This window comes from Saccharopolyspora sp. NFXS83 (assembly GCF_026241095.1).
GTDB lineage: Bacteria > Actinomycetota > Actinomycetes > Mycobacteriales > Pseudonocardiaceae > Saccharopolyspora_C.
Genome location: NZ_JAPFGB010000004.1, coordinates 236400 through 252286, shown reverse-complemented (window position 1 = coordinate 252286; position 15887 = coordinate 236400). Strand labels below are relative to the sequence as shown.

General features: G+C 71.1%; 14 protein-coding genes and 1 riboswitch. Of the genes, 6 read left to right on the top strand and 8 right to left on the bottom strand.

Going from position 1 to position 15887, the window contains the following annotated elements:
• Positions 1-27: 27 nt before the first annotated feature.
• The 4 genes from OOZ19_RS06420 to OOZ19_RS06405 form a co-directional block, all read right to left on the bottom strand.
• Positions 28-213, bottom strand: coding sequence for a DUF397 domain-containing protein (locus OOZ19_RS06420; RefSeq protein WP_266089060.1), 186 nt, complete (start codon positions 211-213; stop codon positions 28-30).
• On the bottom strand, positions 210-1067 hold the full coding sequence (locus OOZ19_RS06415) for a helix-turn-helix domain-containing protein (protein ID WP_266089059.1): 858 nt from the start codon (positions 1065-1067) through the stop codon (positions 210-212). The genes OOZ19_RS06420 and OOZ19_RS06415 overlap by 4 nt, the downstream gene beginning before the upstream one ends.
• A 496-nt stretch (positions 1068-1563) precedes the next feature.
• The gene (locus OOZ19_RS06410) at positions 1564-2250 is read right to left on the bottom strand and encodes a biliverdin-producing heme oxygenase (RefSeq protein ID WP_266089058.1); all 687 of its coding nucleotides are present in this window, start codon (positions 2248-2250) and stop codon (positions 1564-1566) included.
• A 109-nt stretch (positions 2251-2359) separates the two neighbouring features.
• Entirely contained in the window at positions 2360-3286 is a 927-nt protein-coding gene (locus OOZ19_RS06405; protein WP_266089057.1) for a siderophore-interacting protein, read from the bottom strand.
• Between the two features lie 70 nt (positions 3287-3356).
• On the opposite strand from OOZ19_RS06405, the gene OOZ19_RS06400 reads away from it, so the two are divergent.
• Entirely contained in the window at positions 3357-4358 is a 1002-nt protein-coding gene (locus OOZ19_RS06400) for an ABC transporter substrate-binding protein (protein ID WP_266089056.1), read from the top strand.
• Between the two features lie 201 nt (positions 4359-4559).
• Positions 4560-5081, top strand: a complete 522-nt coding sequence (locus OOZ19_RS06395; RefSeq protein ID WP_266089055.1) for a flavoprotein — start codon at positions 4560-4562, stop codon at positions 5079-5081.
• Positions 5082-5235: 154 nt separating this feature from the next.
• On the opposite strand, the gene OOZ19_RS06390 is transcribed toward OOZ19_RS06395, so the two are convergent.
• Complete coding sequence (locus OOZ19_RS06390; RefSeq protein ID WP_266089054.1) at positions 5236-5619, bottom strand: hypothetical protein; 384 nt, start codon at positions 5617-5619, stop codon at positions 5236-5238.
• Positions 5620-5772: 153 nt separating this feature from the next.
• On the opposite strand from OOZ19_RS06390, the gene OOZ19_RS06385 reads away from it, so the two are divergent.
• The 3 genes from OOZ19_RS06385 to OOZ19_RS06375 are packed head-to-tail and all read left to right on the top strand — an operon-like array spanning position 5773 to position 8015.
• Positions 5773-6969 (top strand): helix-turn-helix domain-containing protein, encoded by a 1197-nt coding sequence (locus OOZ19_RS06385; RefSeq protein WP_266089053.1) that lies wholly within the window; start codon positions 5773-5775, stop codon positions 6967-6969.
• Positions 6966-7481: a flavoprotein gene (locus tag OOZ19_RS06380; RefSeq protein ID WP_266089052.1), complete on the top strand. Its 516-nt coding sequence runs from the start codon at positions 6966-6968 to the stop codon at positions 7479-7481. The genes OOZ19_RS06385 and OOZ19_RS06380 overlap by 4 nt, the downstream gene beginning before the upstream one ends.
• A 60-nt stretch (positions 7482-7541) precedes the next feature.
• Positions 7542-8015: a hypothetical protein gene (locus OOZ19_RS06375; protein WP_266089051.1), complete on the top strand. Its 474-nt coding sequence runs from the start codon at positions 7542-7544 to the stop codon at positions 8013-8015.
• Between the two features lie 117 nt (positions 8016-8132).
• Here the strand turns inward: OOZ19_RS06375 and OOZ19_RS06370 are convergent, their stop codons facing one another.
• On the bottom strand, positions 8133-9206 hold the full coding sequence (locus OOZ19_RS06370; RefSeq protein WP_266089050.1) for a ribonucleotide-diphosphate reductase subunit beta: 1074 nt from the start codon (positions 9204-9206) through the stop codon (positions 8133-8135).
• A gap of 31 nt (positions 9207-9237) precedes the next feature.
• The gene (locus OOZ19_RS06365) at positions 9238-12054 is read right to left on the bottom strand and encodes a ribonucleoside-diphosphate reductase subunit alpha (protein ID WP_266089049.1); all 2817 of its coding nucleotides are present in this window, start codon (positions 12052-12054) and stop codon (positions 9238-9240) included.
• Positions 12055-12176: 122 nt separating this feature from the next.
• Positions 12177-12403: riboswitch (cobalamin riboswitch) on the bottom strand.
• A 348-nt stretch (positions 12404-12751) separates the two neighbouring features.
• Between OOZ19_RS06365 and OOZ19_RS06360 the strand changes: the two genes are divergently transcribed.
• Positions 12752-14455: a bifunctional metallophosphatase/5'-nucleotidase gene (locus tag OOZ19_RS06360; RefSeq protein WP_266089048.1), complete on the top strand. Its 1704-nt coding sequence runs from the start codon at positions 12752-12754 to the stop codon at positions 14453-14455.
• A 31-nt stretch (positions 14456-14486) separates the two neighbouring features.
• Here the strand turns inward: OOZ19_RS06360 and OOZ19_RS06355 are convergent, their stop codons facing one another.
• On the bottom strand, positions 14487-15860 hold the full coding sequence (locus OOZ19_RS06355) for a helix-turn-helix domain-containing protein (RefSeq protein ID WP_266089047.1): 1374 nt from the start codon (positions 15858-15860) through the stop codon (positions 14487-14489).
• Positions 15861-15887: the final 27 nt, after the last annotated feature.

The following is a 15887-nucleotide window of genomic DNA, read 5'->3' as shown; positions in this document are numbered from 1 at the left end:
AACGACCGCTGCGCCGCCCGATTCCCGTCAGAGGCAGCGGACGGTGCGCAGGAAGCGGGACCACTGCTGGGAAGTGGTGCTCAGGTGCCCGGCGGCGCGGTTCTTGGAGTCGCGCACCGCGGCGCCGCCGCCGGGCAGGCCGCCGACCTCGACGCAGTTGGTCTCCTGGCTGCTGTGCGAGGACTTGCGCCACCCCCGCGGCGCGACGCTCATGCCGGGACCTGTTCGCGGGCGGCGATCTCGGCGACGAGCTTGCGGGAGTCCTCCCTGCTCAGCGCGATCCGTTCCAGTTCGTCGCGGGCGGAGCGGAACGCGTCGACCGCGTCCTCGTCCTGCAAGAACGCCGAGGAGCGGTGGTGTTCGAGGTGCACCACCGGATCCGCTTTCGCGAACTCCAGCAGGACGAAGGGGCCCGCGTGCGCGGGCGTCCATCCGGCGGAGGCGGGGATGATCCGGAGTTCGACGTTGTCCCGCTCGGCGACCTCGTCGAGGAATCGCAGCTGGTCGTGCCGCGCGCCGGGCACGCCGATGGGCTGGTGCAGCACGGATTCCAGGATGAGCGCGGTGTACTTCGCCGGTGCCCGCTTGCGGGTGATGATGTCGCGGCGTCCCTGCCGCATCGCGACCCGCTTGTTCGCCTCCCGCTCGGGGATGCCCGCTTCCATGATCGCCCGCGTGTACTCGGCGGCCTGCAGCAGGCCGGGGATGAGCAGCGGCGCGACGTCGGTGATCTTGGTGGCGGTGCGTTCGAATTCCAGCAGGGTCGCGAGCTGGTCGACGCCGCCGGTGGTGCCCACGGTCAGAGCCGGGGCCGGTTCGGCGGCGGCCTCGCGCGCGAGCTTGTGCATGCGGGCCTGCGCGGTGCTGCTGACGCCGAGCACCACGCACACGGCGGACACGGACTCGGCGGACGGCACCCGATCGCCGTGCTCCCAGCGCACCAGCACGGAGTGCGACACGTCCAGGATCGAGGCGAGGCCGCGCAACGTGAGCCCTTTCTTGCGGCGCGCGTCGCGTAGTTCGGCGCCGAGCACATAGGCCCGCGGTCGTGGTGGAGTGGCGGTCATGTCGCTGAATGCTAATCCATTGTCCGCAAGATCGGCGATCATCCGAAGGAGTCATTGCTGCCAGGTCTCGGATTCTGGCATTCTGATTTCCTTCTGATCCCGATGGTCGCGCGGCGTTCGAATTGCGAACTCGATCCGATCCGGGGTGGTCCGGCGTGCCGCGGTGCGCTTCGTGATCTTCGTGGAACCGTTGTGCGCTGGGAAATCGGCATGGCGCGGGTGGATCGTGCGGTCGGATCGAGCCGTGTCCCGGCGATCCGGATCGAGGGCGAAAGGTGTCCGGAAGTCCGAAGCAGGTGGTGTCGGGCGCCGCATCCGAGTCGCGGTGGGCTGCGGCCGTGGGCATGTCCCCGGCGAGGGCTTCGCGCTGAATCGGTCCCGCAACAATGCGATCCACCGTAGTGCAAGTGTATCCACTGAATTCCGCACTGATGCGGAATTCAGTGGATACGTTGCATTGGCGTGCTCGGGTCTTTCCGCGTCTCGAAACCGCGAGTCAGCGGCGCTGGCGCGGAATGCGCGGCGGCAGGCGCTCGCCGAGGTCGGCGAAGACCTCCTCGCCGAGGTGGTACGCGAGCCGCACCTCGGCGATGATGCGCCGCTGTTCGAGCTCGTCCCAGCCCGCGGTGTCCAGCAGCAGCCGGTAGGCGTTGCGCACGCCCGCGCTGCTGGGGACGTCGTCGAAGGTGAGGAAGGCGAACCCCCGGTCGTCGGGCAGGTCCAGGCTGCGCCGCATCGCGGAGCGGATCAGCCGGCCGCCGGAGAGGTCGGCCAGGCAGCGCGCGTAGTGGTGCGCGACGAACCCGCCGGGCCAGGTGAAGCACACCTCCCGCAGCCGCTCGCGGTAGCGCTCGGTGGCCGCGCTGGGCTTGATCACCTCGCGCCAGTCGGGGCCGAGGTAGTAGTGCAGGTCGGTCACCAGGTGCGCCGACCTGAGCAGCCGGTCGCTGATGAACGGGCCGGCGACGACGTCGCCGCGCATCGCCTCCGCGGCCTGTTCGAGCATCTCGTAGACGAAGTAGTGCTGGCCGAGCATCACGGCGTAGGCATCGGCTTCGAGCTCACCGGCGAGCAGGGTTCGCAGGAACGGCAGGGACTGGGCGTGGGCGTGATCGGCGCGGGTGCCGGACCTGAGGCGGGCGGCGAAGTCGCTGCGTACCGGTTTCTGCGCGGGCGAGGACACTCGAACCTCCGACAGTTAGGTAAGCCTTACTTAACATCGGAGATCGTGACATGTGGCGGGGGCGGCTGCCAAGAGTCGTCCGCGCCGTCGACATGTCCTTCGTGGATGATCAGCTGCGGCCTTCGCGCCAGTAGCCCATGAAGGCCACCGAGGCGCGCGGCACGCTGTGCTCCTGTACCAGGAGCCGTCGCAGCCGCTTGATCACCGCCGCCTCGCCGGCCAGCCAGCCGTAGAGCTCGCCGCCGGTGGAGCCGTCCTCCGGTACCTCCCACAGGGTGGCCGCGTCGACGTCCACGTCGTCCAGCCCGGCCGGCTCGGCTCGGCGCGGTCCGAGCTCGCCGAGCGCCCCGGTGACCGACTCCTCCAGCAGCGCTCCGTGCGGCAGCGCGCCGTTCGGCCGTTGCCGCACCAGCCAGCGGATCTCCACGCCGCGCGGCGCGCGCCAGTCCTGCACGTCGTCGGCCGTCGGCACTTCGGCGCACACCACGCCGCGCGAGTCGGCGGGCAGCGATTCCACGATCGCCGCCATCGCCGGGACCGCCGTCTCGTCCCCGGCCAGCACGAGGCGTCGCGCGGTGCGCGGCGGCGACCACTCGCAGCCCCACATCCGGCCGGTGCCCGGCCGATCCGGTCCGAGCAGCGCCACCTCGTCACCCGGTTCGGCCGCGGCGGCCCAGGTGGAGGCGGGTCCGCCGTGCCCGGAGTCCACGCCGTGCAGCACGAAGTCGATGTCCAGCTCGGCGGGCCGCTCGCGGTACGCGCGGACCGTGTAGGTGCGCAGCGTGGGGCGGGTCTCGTCGGGCATGGCCTGCCAGCGGGCGTACCAGCCGTCACCGCCGGGCATGTCCACGAGGGACCCGCCGGGGAGCGGCAGGATCAGCTTGACGCGCTGGTCGCCGCCGCCGATGCCGAAGCGGTGCAGCTCGTCGCCGGTGAACGTGATCCGCGCGAAGCTGGGGCCGAGTCGTTCGGTGCGCGCCACCCGTGCCTGGAACATCACGTATTCGGGACGCAGCACCTCGGGCCGCTCGACCATCGTCACACCTCTTCGCCGCATCGAATCCGCCGATTCGTAGGCTAGCCTAACCTCACCACGAGGAGGGTGGATGATGGTGAGGACAACACGCGTCGCCGGATTGGCGTTGGCGGTGGCCGCGCTGGCGGGCTGTTCCGCGCCCGCGCCGCAGGACTCCGCAGGCGGCTGGACCTACGTCGACGACCGCGGCGTCGAGGTGCGCAGCGACGAGGTGCCGCGCCGGATCGTCGCGCAGGTCTCGGCGGCGGGCGCGCTCAAGGACTTCGGCGTCCCGGTCACCGCCACGTTCGGCCCGCTGGTGCGCGACGACGGCACCACCGAGCCGGAGGCGGGCGGCATCGACCCGGCGGAGGTCACCGACGTCACCGGCCCCGGCTACGGCGAGCTGAACCTGGAGCGCGCGGCGGCCTTGCGTCCGGACCTGCTGGTCAGCGGCAAGTACGCCGAGTTCGACGGGCTCTGGCACCTCACCGCCGAGCAGGAGGCGCGGGTGCGGGAGTTCGTGCCGACGGCCGGTGTGGAGCAGTCCGGCCGCTCGCTGCCGGAGACCATCACGGCCTACAAGGAGCTCGCCCGCTCGCTCGGGTCCGATGTGGACTCGGAACGGATCCGCGCGGACCAGGCCCGGTTCGACGCGGCGGCCGAGCGGTTGCGCGGCATCGGCGACCGGATGCGCGCGCAGGGGCGCAGCATCCTCGCGGTCGGCGGCACCAAGCAGGAGTTCTTCGTCGTCGTCCCCGCCCGCAACCCGGACCTGGACTACTACGTGCGGGAACTGGGGCTGCCGATCCAGACCCCGGCGAACCCCGACACGGCGGGCGGCGGCTACTTCGAGCGGCTCGCCTGGGAGAACGCGGGCGCCTACACCGGTGACGTCCTGATGTGGGACACCCGCGAGGCCTCGCTGCCGCCGGAGCGGATGAAGCAGAACCCCGTCTTCGCCGCGCAGGAGTCGGTGGCGCGCGACCGCTTCGCCGAGTGGGACGCCGTCGCCCCGTTCAGCTACGCGAGCTACGCCGACATCATGACCAAGCTCGCCGACCAGCTGGAGGAGCGCTCCCCGGCCGGATGACGCCGAACGGATGTGGCGGCTGGTTCCTCCGCACCACCGGCGGCTCTGCTCTCGCCCCGCGGGACGTGCGGTTTCGCCGGATGAGCGGCAGACCGCGCCGGAGGTGTTGGGGTACAACGTGATCGTGCTGGAGACGCCGATCGGGTTGCTGGACGGGGAACGGAGGTCGGCGTTGTCCGGCCCGGACGCGGGGGTGCGGTGGTGAGCGGGCAGGTGCTGCACCTGGTCGGCACGGCGGCTCCGCCGGTCCGGCAGCTGCCGGAGCTGGTGGGCCTGCTGAGCTCCGCCGGGTGGACGGTGTGCCCGGTGCTGTCGGAGTCGGCCGCGGCCTGGATCGACGTGCCCGCGCTGGAACGCGCGGCGCGCATCCCCGCCCGGATCACCGCACGCCACCTCGGCGAACCCGACCCGTTTCCCGCCGCGGACGCGGTCCTGGTGGCGCCGCTGACGTTCAACACCCTCAACCAGTGGGCGATGGGCGTGAACGACACGGCGGCGCTCGGCGTCCTCAACGAACTGCTCTGCCTCGGAGTGCCGATCGTCGCCGCACCGTGCGTGAAGTCGATCCTGCGCCGCCACCCCGCCTACGCCACGAACCGGGCCTTGCTGGAGCAGGCGGGCGTCCGCTTCCTCCCGCAGTCCGACACCCTCGTGCGCGCCCCGGACGGCACCGCCACCTTCGACCTTGAGAAACTCCGCGCAGCGGTGCCGGTCCCGGCATGAGGGACGTCGCGTGCACGCGGTCGGCCCGCCGCGGGGAATCGTCGTTGCCGGGGGTACGTCCGTGCCGACCGAGTCCCCGCGGGCCCTGAACGCGGGCTGCGGTGACCTGCCCGATCTGGTTTCCGGAGGTGGCCGGTGCCGCCTCGCCGCCTCCTCAGTCGTCCTCCGTCTCGGCGGGAGTGGCTTGTTCCGGGTCGTACCAGACGATGCGCGGCCGGATGTGCGTGCCGAACCGGTATTCGCGCAGGCAGTCCTCGGCGGTGGGGGCGGTGCTGTGCGCGCGGCCGAGCACGGAGACGACCTGAACGTGGTCGTCGAGCGCGAGCCCCCAGGCGGCGATGCGGCCGTCCACCCGTTCCCCGTACTCCTGCACGACGGCGAACACCCGCGGCACCGAATCGGCCACGATCCCCGCCATGATCTCCGAGAACATCCGCTCGTCGCACAACGGCCGCATCCCGGTCGGATCGTTCACGAGCACGTCCAGCGGGTGCGGTCGCGGTCCGTCGTGCTGCGCCGTCTCATTGGTGATCGACATCAAAATCCTCACTCTTGGTGTTTCGGTGGTAGCGCTGGGTATTCTTCGGTCGACACGAGTGCCGGTGCCGCAGCGAACTGCGCGCGGCGCGCGGTGCGGGGCGGACCCGTACGGAAGTGCGGGTCGTGCGACGAGTGGACGGCGGGTGATCGCATGACTGGTGACGGTTCGGTCGGAGACCGGATCCGGGCGCACCGGCTGCGGCGCGGGCTCGGCCAGCGCGAGCTCGCTCAGCTCGCAGGCCGTTCGGAATCATGGCTTTCCCAAGTGGAGCGCGGTGTCCGGGAGGTCGACAGGCTCTCCGTGCTGGTGGAGATAGCCCGTGTCCTCAAGATCGACATCGAGGTCCTCGCCGGATGCCGAATCGGTTCCGCAGCAAGCGATCAGCTGGCGGAGGGAGGAGCGGCTGAGCTGCGGCGTGCGCTCAGCGGATATCCGGGGTTCGGATCCGAGCCGCCGGCGGTGCGCGAACCCGCTGAGCTGGGCAGGCTCGCCGCGACGGCCCACCAGCGGTATCAAGCTGCGGAGTACCGCGCTGTGGCGCGCGAGCTGGCGGGCCTGATCTCCGCCGCGGATGCGCTGTCCAGCGAACCGCGGGGTGACCCGCGCGCCGTTTCGGCCGCGCAGTGCCAGGTCTACGTGGTGGCCGCGAAGCTCGGGACCAAACTCGGTGACGGCGCGGCGGCGTGGATCGCGGCGGACCGGGCGGCGCAGGCGGCGTTCCGCGCGGATTCGGCGGTGTTGCGTGGGATGGCCGCATATCAGGTGGTCACCGCCTTCATGCGGTCCGGCCGGATCGATGACGCCGAACAGATCGCGTTGACGGCAGCGGAAGCCATCACCGACGACGGCCCCGCCGGGGTGTCCGTGCAGGGCTCGTTGTTCTTGATCTCGTCGGTGATCGCGGGGCGCAGATCCGATGGCGCCGAGGCCACGGCTCGGTTGCGCAGAGCCAGGTACCTCGCCGGAGCGCTGGGGCACGATGGGAATCACGCGTGGACCGCGTTCGGACCGACGAACGTCGCGATCCACGAGGTGTCGGCGACGACGGAGCTGGGCCAGGCGAAGCTGGCCGTCCGGCTCGCCGAGAACGTGGATGCGGCGAGCCTGCCGGTGGGCCTGCGCAGCAGGCGGGCTCAGTTGCACATCGACGCCGCGTGGGCGCACGCGCAGCTGCGCGACGACTCGGCAGCCGTGGTGAACCTCTTGGAGACCGAACGAACCGCGCCGGAAGCGTTGCGCTACAACGTGGTCGTGCGGGAAGTCCTGGGTGAGCTGATGAAGCGGGAGCGGCGCTGCGCGACGCCGGGCCTGCGCGCGGTGGCGGCGCGAGCGGGAGTGCTGCGGTGAGCGGGCGGGTGCTCTACCTGGTCGGCACGGCGGCTCCGCCTGTCCGGCAGCTGCCCGAACTGGCGGGCGTCGCGCGCTCCGCCGGGTGGGCGGTGTGCCCGGTGCTGTCCGAGGCCTCGGCGGAACGGCTCGACCCGGCGGAACTGGAGAGCGCAGCGGGGCGGCCACCGCGGATCTTCCCGCGCAAGCCGGGAGAACCCGATCCGTTCCCCGCCGCCGACGCGGTCCTGGTCGCACCGCTGAGCTTCAACACGCTGAACTTGTGGGCGATCGGCGTCAACAACACGGCAGTGCTCGGCGTGCTCAACGAACTGCTCTGCGCCGAGGTGCCGATCGTCGCGGCGACGTGCGCGAAACCGGCGCTGCGACGGCATTCCGCCTACGCCGCCCACCACGCCCAGCTGGCGGCAGCCGGTGTGCGCTTCCTCCCGCAGGACGACATCGCCCACCGCGACCCGGACGGCACCACGACGTTCGACCTGAACGCACTTGTCGCGGCACTGCCGACCTGAGCACGGCGAACGTCGGGCGATCGGTGCTCCGGAGAGCACGACGGAACGGAAGGTACGCAAGTGCGCATCGGGATCACCGGGCACACGAACCTGACCAGGGCGACGGCTCGTCTGGTGAGCAAGGCGCTCGAAGCCGAGCTCGCCGGGCACGCCGACGTGGTCGGCATGAGCTGCCTCGCGCGGGGCGCCGATCAGATCTTCGCCCGCGTCGTGCTCGACGGCGGCGGATCGCTGGAAGTCGTGCTGCCCGCCGCCGACTACCGCGAACGAAAGGTGAAGCCGGACAATACCTCCACCTTCGACGAGCTCATCGCCGAGGCGACCACCGTGCACACCATGCCGTTCACCGAGTCGAACCCCGACGCCTACATGGCCGCCAGCGAGCACCTCCTCGATTCCGCCGGTGCGATCGTCGCCGTGTGGGACGGGCGACCGGCCGCCGGACGCGGTGGCACCGGCGACGTCGTGGACGCGGCGCGGGAGCGCGGACTGCCGGTCACCGTCGTGTGGCCGGAAGGCCTCGAACGCGACTGACCTGCACCGTCGCGATGTTCGACCCGGTGTCAGTGCGGGCCGCGTCGTCGATCTGAAAGCGGACGGGCCGCCCACGGGGAAAGATCCGAGGGGGCGGCCCGTGCTGTGCGCGTGTGCTCAGTCCCAGGTGAGGGAGGAGCCCGACTGGTACTCCGTCACTCGAGTTTCGAAGAAGTTCTTCTCCTTCTTCAGGTCCATGGCCTCCGACATCCACGGGAACGGGTTGTCGACCTCGCCGAACACCGGGGTGAGGCCGAGCTGGGCGCAGCGGCGGTTGGTGATGAAGTGCATGTACTGCTCGCACAGCTCGGCGTTGATGCCGAGGATGCCGCGCGGCATGGTGTCGCGGCCGTAGGCGACCTCCAGGCGGCACGCGTCGGCGAGCATTCCGCGCACCTCCGCCTGGAACTCATCGCTCCACAGGTGGGGGTTCTCCAGCTTGATCTGGTTGATGCAGTCGATGCCGAAGTTCAGGTGGATCGACTCGTCGCGCAGGATGTACTGGTACTGCTCGGCGATGCCGACCATCTTGTTCCGCCTGCCCAGCGACAGGATCTGGGCGAAACCGGTGTAGAACCACATGCCCTCGAAGATGACGTAGAAGGCGATGAGGTCGCGCAGGAACGCCTGGTCGCGTTCGGGGCCGCCGGTGGCGAACTCGGGGTTCTCCAGGTTCTGGGTGTGGCGCAGCGCCCACTCGTCCTTCTCCGAGATGGACGGGATCTCGCGGTAGGCGTTGAACAGCTCACCCTCGTCGAGGCCCAGGCTCTCGCAGATGTACTGGAACGTGTGGGTGTGCACCGCCTCCTCGAAGGCCTGGCGCAGCAGGTACTGGCGGCACTCGGGGTTGGTGATGTGCCGGTACACGGCGAGCACGATGTTGTTGGCCACCAAGGACTCCGCCGTCGCGAAGAAGCCCAGGTTGCGCTTGAGCATCAGCCGCTCGTCGTCGGTGAGGCCGTCGCGGGAGCGCCACAGGGCGATGTCGGCGTGCATGGAGACCTCGGTGGGCATCCAGTGGTTGTTGCAGCCCGCGAGGTACTTCTCCCACGCCCAGCCGTACTTCAGCGGCAGCAGCTGGTTCACGTCGGCCTGCGCGTTGATCATCGCCTTGTCGTCGACGTTGATCCGGCCGGCGCCGCGGTCGATCTCGCCGAGACCGGTGGCGTCGGGGGTGTGCAGGGAGGTCATCGGCACTCCAATGTCGTGGTCGTCGGGCCGGTCACTGGCAGGCTTCGCACTCGGGGTCGTCGATCGCGCAGGCCTGCGGCTGGGCCGCTGGGGCGGGCGCGACGGGGGAGACGGCGTTGAGCTTGCCGTCGGTGCCGCGCAACGTGGACTTCTCCACGTGCGTCGCGCTGCTCGACCGCAGGTAGTAGGTGGTCTTGAGGCCCTTGCGCCACGCCAGCCGGTACAGCTCGTCGAGCTTGCGGCCACTGGGCGCGGCCATGTACAGGTTCAGCGACTGCGCCTGGTCGATCCACTTCTGGCGCCGCGACGCGGCCTCCACCAGCCACTGCGGTTCGATCTCGAACGCGGTGGCGTACAGGGCCTTGAGCTCGGCGGGCACCCGGTCGATCGGGCCGAGGTCGCCGTCGAAGTACTTCAGGTCCTGCACCATCGCTTCGTCCCACACCCCGGCGGTCTTCAAGTCCCGCACCAGGTCGGCGTTGAGCACGGTGAAGTCGCCGGACATGTTCGACTTCACGTACAGGTTGCGGTACAGCGGCTCGATGGACTGGCCGACGCCGCAGATGTTGGAGATCGTCGCCGTCGGCGCGATGGCCAGCACGTTCGAGTTGCGCATCCCGTTGGCGCGCACCCGCTCGCGCAGCCCGTCCCAGTCCAACGTGGACGAGTGGTCCAGGTCGACGCCGGTCTCGCGGGCCTGCTCCAGCAGCCGCAGCGAGTCGAGGGGCAGCACGCCCCGGCTCCACAGCGAACCTTCGAACGACTCGTACCGGCCGCGCTCGGCCGCCAGGTCCGAGGACGCGCCGATGGCGTGGAAGCTGATGTGCTCCATGCTCAGGTCCGCGAACTCCACCGCGGCCTGCGAGGACATCGGGATGCGCTGCGCGAACAACGCGTCCGAGAAGCCCATCAGGCCCAGGCCGACGGGGCGGTGGCGCATGTTCGAGGTCCGCGCCTCCGGGATCGTGTAGAAGTTCACGTCGATCACGTTGTCCAGCATCCGCACCGCCGTGCGGGTGGTGCGGCGCAGGCGCTCCACGTCGAGGCCGTCGGCCGTCACGTGGTGCGCGAGGTTGATGGAGCCGAGGTTGCAGACCGCGACCTCGTCCTTGCTCGTGTTCAGCGTGATCTCGGTGCACAGGTTCGAGGAGTGCACCACGCCGGTGTGCTGCTGCGGCGAACGCAGGTTGCACGGGTCCTTGAAGGTGATCCACGGATGCCCGGTCTCGAACAGCATCGTGAGCATCCGCCGCCACAGGTCCATCGCGCGGACCTGGCGGAACACCGTCAGCTCACCGCGCTCGGCGGCGGCCTCGTACTCGCGGTAGCGCTCGGCGAACGCGGTGCCGTAGAGGTCGTGCAGGTCGGGGACCTCGTCCGGGGAGAACAACGTCCACGGCTCGTCGGCCTCCACGCGGCGCAGGAACTCGTCCGGCACCCAGTTCGCCGTGTTCATGTCGTGGGTGCGCCGCCGGTCGTCACCGGTGTTCTTGCGCAGGTCGAGGAACTCCTCGATGTCCACGTGCCAGGTCTCCAGGTACGCGCACACCGCGCCCTTGCGCTTGCCGCCCTGGTTCACCGCGACCGCCGTGTCGTTGGCGATCTTCAGGAACGGCACCACGCCCTGCGAGGAACCGTTGGTGCCCTTGATGTGCGCGCCGGTGCCCCGGACCGGGGTCCAGTCGTTGCCGAGGCCGCCCGCGTACTTCGACAGCAGCGCGTTGTTGCTGATGCCGTGGAAGATCCCGTGCAGGTCGTCGTCCACCGTGGTCAGGAAGCAGGAGGACAGCTGCGGGCGCGTGGTGCCCGCGTTGAACAAGGTCGGCGTCGAGCACATGAAGTCGAACGACGACAGCAGGTCGTAGAACTCGACGGCGCGCGCCTCGCGGTCGTCCTCGCGCAGCGACAGGCCCATCGCGACCCGCATCAGGAACGCCTGCGGCAGCTCGAACCGCACGCCCCGCTCGTGCAGCAGGTAGCGGTCGTAGAGCGTTCGCAGGCCGAGGAAGCCGAACGCGATGTCCCGGTCCGCGTCCAGCGCGGCGCCCAGCCGGTCCAGGTCGAACCGCGCCAGCTCCGGGTCCAGCTGCTCCAGCTCGATGCCCCGGCGCACGTAGTCGGCGAAGTACCCGGCGTAGCGGTCCCGCATCTGCACCTGGTCGGCCTCGGCGGGCTCGCCCGCGACGAAGCTCAACGCCTCCCGGCGCAGTTCGTCCAGCAGCAGCCGGGCCGTGACCAGCGAGTAGTTCGGCTCGCCCTCGACGAAGGTGCGCGCGGCCATCGTCAGCGACTCGGCGAGCTCGGCGGCGCCGATGCCGTCGTAGACGTTGCGCCGGACCTCCCGCAACACCCGATCCGAGTCCACATCGGACAATCCGGAGCAGGCCTGCTCGACGACGGTCGACACGCGGGCCCAGTCCAGCGGTACCCGGGTGCCGTCCGGGCCGGTCATCTCCAGCTCCGGAGCGGTGTCCGCGGCCTGCTCGGGGGTCTCGCGGGCCTGCGCGTGCTGCTCCCGGTAGAGCACGTAGGCGCGGGCGGCGCCGTGGTGGCCGCCGCGCATCAGCGCGAGCTCCACCGCGTCCTGGATCTGCTCGATGTGCACCAGGCCCTCGGAACCGGCGTGGCGCAGCACTCCCCGCGCGGCCTGCTCCGACAACTCCGCGACGACCTGGTGCAGCCTCGACGACGAGGCGGCCGAATCTCCCTCGGCCGCCAGGAACGCCTTGGTCAGCGCCACGGAGATCTTCGTTTCGTCCCAACCGGAAACGGTCCCGTCGCGCCGCAGCACCCGCACCCCCGCGGGTACCGCGGTGGCTGCTGACGGCCGGGTCGTGGACTCGGTCACTGGCTCTCTCCCTCGCAAGCTCGGACATCAGCCCGGAACTGCGCGGAACGCGCCAGGACCGCGGTGCGCGCGGCACCGCTCGTCCCGCGACCCTCCCGCGAGGTCCCGGACGGCGCGCACCCCTCGTGCGCGCACCGATGGCAGGTCTTCGGACTCACGGGCACCCGGCGTCGTCGACGCCGGACCTACTGGCCGTCGCTTCCCGAGCATCGCGCTCAGTGCTGCACCACCACGGAAGGTGGTGACGGCGGTCGTTCCCGTTCACCGCTGCGGGGCAGTCCCGGATTCGCACCGGGTTCCCTGTTGTCACACCGGGCGATCCCGGTGAACCATCAGCGGGCGCCACACTACATCTAGGGTTCGGCGCTGATCCGAACCCCATCATCGTCGGCGTGGCGAGGCCGTCAGCCTGCGAAGGGCGGGCGGAGCCGCGCCTGCCTCGCGGCCGAAGGACGTGCCCGTCGAGCGCGCTTGGGACCGCGTGCGCAGGCCGATCCTCCGCCGGTTCGCAGCGCCCCTCGCGCGATGGCGGCGACTTCCCTCGTGGCCGAGCCGCTCGGGAAGCCGGTCCCGCAGCGAGGAGGAGGGTGCACCACCCGGGCACCCGAGCGGAACGATCCCGGGAACTCGCTGGTGATCGGGGCGCGGGTTCGGCAGACTGCTGTGCGAGATCACCGGTCCGGAAGGAACTCCGATCATGCGCGCCTCCCGCGTGCGACGCGGACTCGCCGTCGTCGCCACCGCCCTGGCCACCGCCGCGATGGCCCCCGGCGCCGCCGCCGGGCAGGCGCCGCCGCAACCGGGCACCACCGACGTGCGGCTGATCACCTTCAACGACCTGCACGGCAACCTCGAACCGCCCACCGGATCCTCCGGTGAGGTCGAGCTGCCCGACGGCTCCGCGGTCGAAGCCGGGGGAGCGGCCTACCTCGCCGCGCACCTCGACCGGCTGCGCGCGCAGGTGCCGAACTCGCTGGTGCTCTCGGCGGGCGACAGCGTCGGCGCCTCCCCGGTGAACTCCGCGCTGTTCCACGACGAACCCACCGTCGAGTTCCTCAACTCCCAGGACGTGCGCGCCCACGTCGTCGGCAACCACGAGTTCGACGAGGGCTACGCGGAGCTGCAGCGGTTGCAGGGCGGCGGCTGCCACCCGGAGGACGGCTGCCGGTTCCGGGACTCCTTCGACGGCGCGAACTTCCCGTACCTCGGCGCGAACGTGTCCTTCGAGGACGGTTCCCCGGCGCTGCTGCCGTTCACCGTGCAGCTCTCCGGTGGCGTGCCGATCGGCATCATCGGAGCCACCTTGGAGGACCTGCCGAGCGTGGTGAGCCCGGAGGCCGTCGCGGGACTGCGGTTCGGCGAGGAGGTCGCCGCCATCGACCGCACCGCCGACGCGCTCGACCGCTTCGGCATCAAGGCCCAAGTCGTGCTGCTGCACCAGGGCGACGAGGCCACCGGCGGCGGGCCGGACTCCTGCGAGCTCGAACCGGGCGGTCCGGCCGCGCGCATCGCCGCCGCGGCCTCGCCGAAGGTCGACGCCGTGTTCAGCGCGCACAGCCACCAGCAGTACAACTGCACCGCCACCGACCCGGCCGGGGCACCGCGCCCCGTCGTGCAAGGGGCCTCCTTCGGCCGGTTGCTGTCGGTGCTCGACCTGAGCATCGACCGCGCCACCCGCGACGTGGTGCGAGAGCGGAGCTCGGCGCGCAACGAGATCGTCACCCGCGACATCGCGCCCGACCCGGAGACCGTCGCGCTGGTGCAGGAAGCGCGGGAGAAGGCCGCGCCGATCGCGAACCGCGCCGTCGGGACGATCACCGGTGACCTGCTCAAGGCCGCCGCGCCGTCCGGGGAATCCGCGCTCGGCAGCGTGATCGCGGACGCCCAGCTGGAGTCGACCGCGGCCGGTGGCGCGCAGCTGGCCCTCACCAATTCCGGCGGCGTCCGCGCCGACCTGCCGCACGGCTCCTCCCCGGCGGGGGAGGGCGACGGCGTGGTCACCTACGGCGAGGCGTTCGCGGTGCAGCCGTTCGGCAACATCATGCAGACGATCACGCTCACCGGCGCGCAGCTCAAGAACGTGCTGGAACAGCAGTGGACGCCGGAGGGCGCCACGATCCTTCAGGTCTCGGCCGGAGTGCACTACGAGTACTCCGAGTCCGCCCCGATCGGCTCGAAGGTCTCCGGCCTCACCCTCGACGGCGAACCGGTCGCCCCCGACGCCCCGTACCGGGTCGCGGTGAACAACTTCCTGGCGGCGGGCGGCGACGGCTTCACCGGTTTCACCGAAGGCACCGACCTCACCGGTGGTCCGGTGGACCTCGACGCGCTGCTCGCCTACTTCGCCGCCCACCCCGGAGTGGTTCCACCGGCACCGGACCGGATCACCGTGACGGACTGACGGGCCGGCTCCCTCCGGGAGGGAGTGGGCGTCACCGGCGTACGGGGCGGGGGGCGATGACCGAATCTATGCCCAGTGCGAGTTCTTCCGCGCAGTCGTGCCAGGGGTGCGGGGAGTCCGCGATCTCCGCGCACCGAGCCCGCAGTCCGGCGAGGCGACCGTGCAGCCGCGCGCTGCGCACGCCGCCCGCGAGCAGCACCGAGCGGCGGCCGTGGCGGACCGCGGCGCCGTGATCGCCCAAGGCGAACTTCGCCTCGGCGAGGCTCGCCAGCTCGAAGACCGCGGAGCGCACCTCACCCGGTGCGCGCGCGGCCACGGCGCGGGACAGGTGCAGCGCGGCGGATTCGTACTCGCCCATCGCGAGCTGTATCGACCCGGTCATGCCCAGCAGGTCCGCCTCGCCGAACCAGCGGAACAGCGGGTAGTCCGCGTCGATCTTCGCCGCCGCGTGCAGCCCACGGCCGTGGTCGAGCAGGCGGTGCACCGAATCGCCGCGTTCCCCCTGCGCGGCGGCCCACGCGGAGTTGAGCTGCAGCACCGAACTCACCAGCGGTGACGATTCGGCGCGGATCGACCCGAGCTGGAACAGCTTCAACGCCGAGTTCGCGTCCCCGAAGTGCAGCTCGGCGCGGCCCGCGGCGTAGAGCGTCCGGGCGATCGCCAGCGGGTCGGCGCCGTCGCGGCCGAAGTCCAGCGCCCGCCCGAAGTGCTCGTGGCCGCTGGCCAGCAGCCCGTTCTCCACGGCGGTCCAGCCCGCGGTGGCGTGCAGCTTGCACAAGGTGGCCAGCAGCTCGGAGCGGACGTCCTCGGTCATCGAGGACTCCAGCATCAGCTCGGCGTGCCGGGTCGCGGCGGCGATGGTGCCGTACTGCCCGACTCCGCCGTAGCGCTGGTCGATCCTGCGCAGCGAGCCGATCAGCTCGTCCAGCGCCACCACGTCCGACGCGCCGACCCGGCCGGGCGGGGTGCGCGGGACGTCGAGGTACCGCATCTCGGCGGGCAGCCGCAGCGCGGATTCGGCCGATTCCGCGCGGGAGCCGAGCACGAGGGAACCGGCGTAGGACAGGAACTTGCGGCGCTTGGTCTTCTCGTCCTCCTCCGGCGGGGCGTCGGAGGTGCTCTGCTCGGTGGGCGCGGGCCGGTCTTCGCCGGCGAGCCCCATCCAGCCGCGCGGGATGCCGAGCCCGGTGGCGATCCGGGACAGCAGGTCGTAGCTGCGCACCGCGCGCCCGTTGAGCACATCGCTGACCTCGCTCTGCGCCTGCCCCGTGAGTTGGGCGATGCGGCTCTGCGAGACGCCGTGCGCGCGCAACGCGCGGTAGACGGTGCCGATGTCGCGCACGGCGAGGGCGTCGCGGACCTCCGCGCACCGCCAGACCGTCGGCGGGATGTCCTCAGTTGGCACCGGGCCACCATATACTGAAAGTGATCA

Bases quoted from the DNA above. Each gene is read 5' to 3' on its own strand.
- OOZ19_RS06420 (WP_266089060.1), bottom strand. From the start codon at position 213: ATGAGCGTCGCGCCGCGGGGGTGGCGCAAGTCCTCGCACAGCAGCCAG.
- OOZ19_RS06415 (WP_266089059.1), bottom strand. From the start codon at position 1,067: ATGACCGCCACTCCACCACGACCGCGGGCCTATGTGCTCGGCGCCGAA.
- OOZ19_RS06405 (WP_266089057.1), bottom strand. From the start codon at position 3,286: ATGGTCGAGCGGCCCGAGGTGCTGCGTCCCGAATACGTGATGTTCCAG.
- OOZ19_RS06400 (WP_266089056.1), top strand. From the start codon at position 3,357: ATGATGGTGAGGACAACACGCGTCGCCGGATTGGCGTTGGCGGTGGCC.
- OOZ19_RS06390 (WP_266089054.1), bottom strand. From the start codon at position 5,619: ATGTCGATCACCAATGAGACGGCGCAGCACGACGGACCGCGACCGCAC.
- OOZ19_RS06385 (WP_266089053.1), top strand. From the start codon at position 5,773: ATGACTGGTGACGGTTCGGTCGGAGACCGGATCCGGGCGCACCGGCTG.
- OOZ19_RS06370 (WP_266089050.1), bottom strand. From the start codon at position 9,206: ATGACCTCCCTGCACACCCCCGACGCCACCGGTCTCGGCGAGATCGAC.
- OOZ19_RS06360 (WP_266089048.1), top strand. From the start codon at position 12,752: ATGCGCGCCTCCCGCGTGCGACGCGGACTCGCCGTCGTCGCCACCGCC.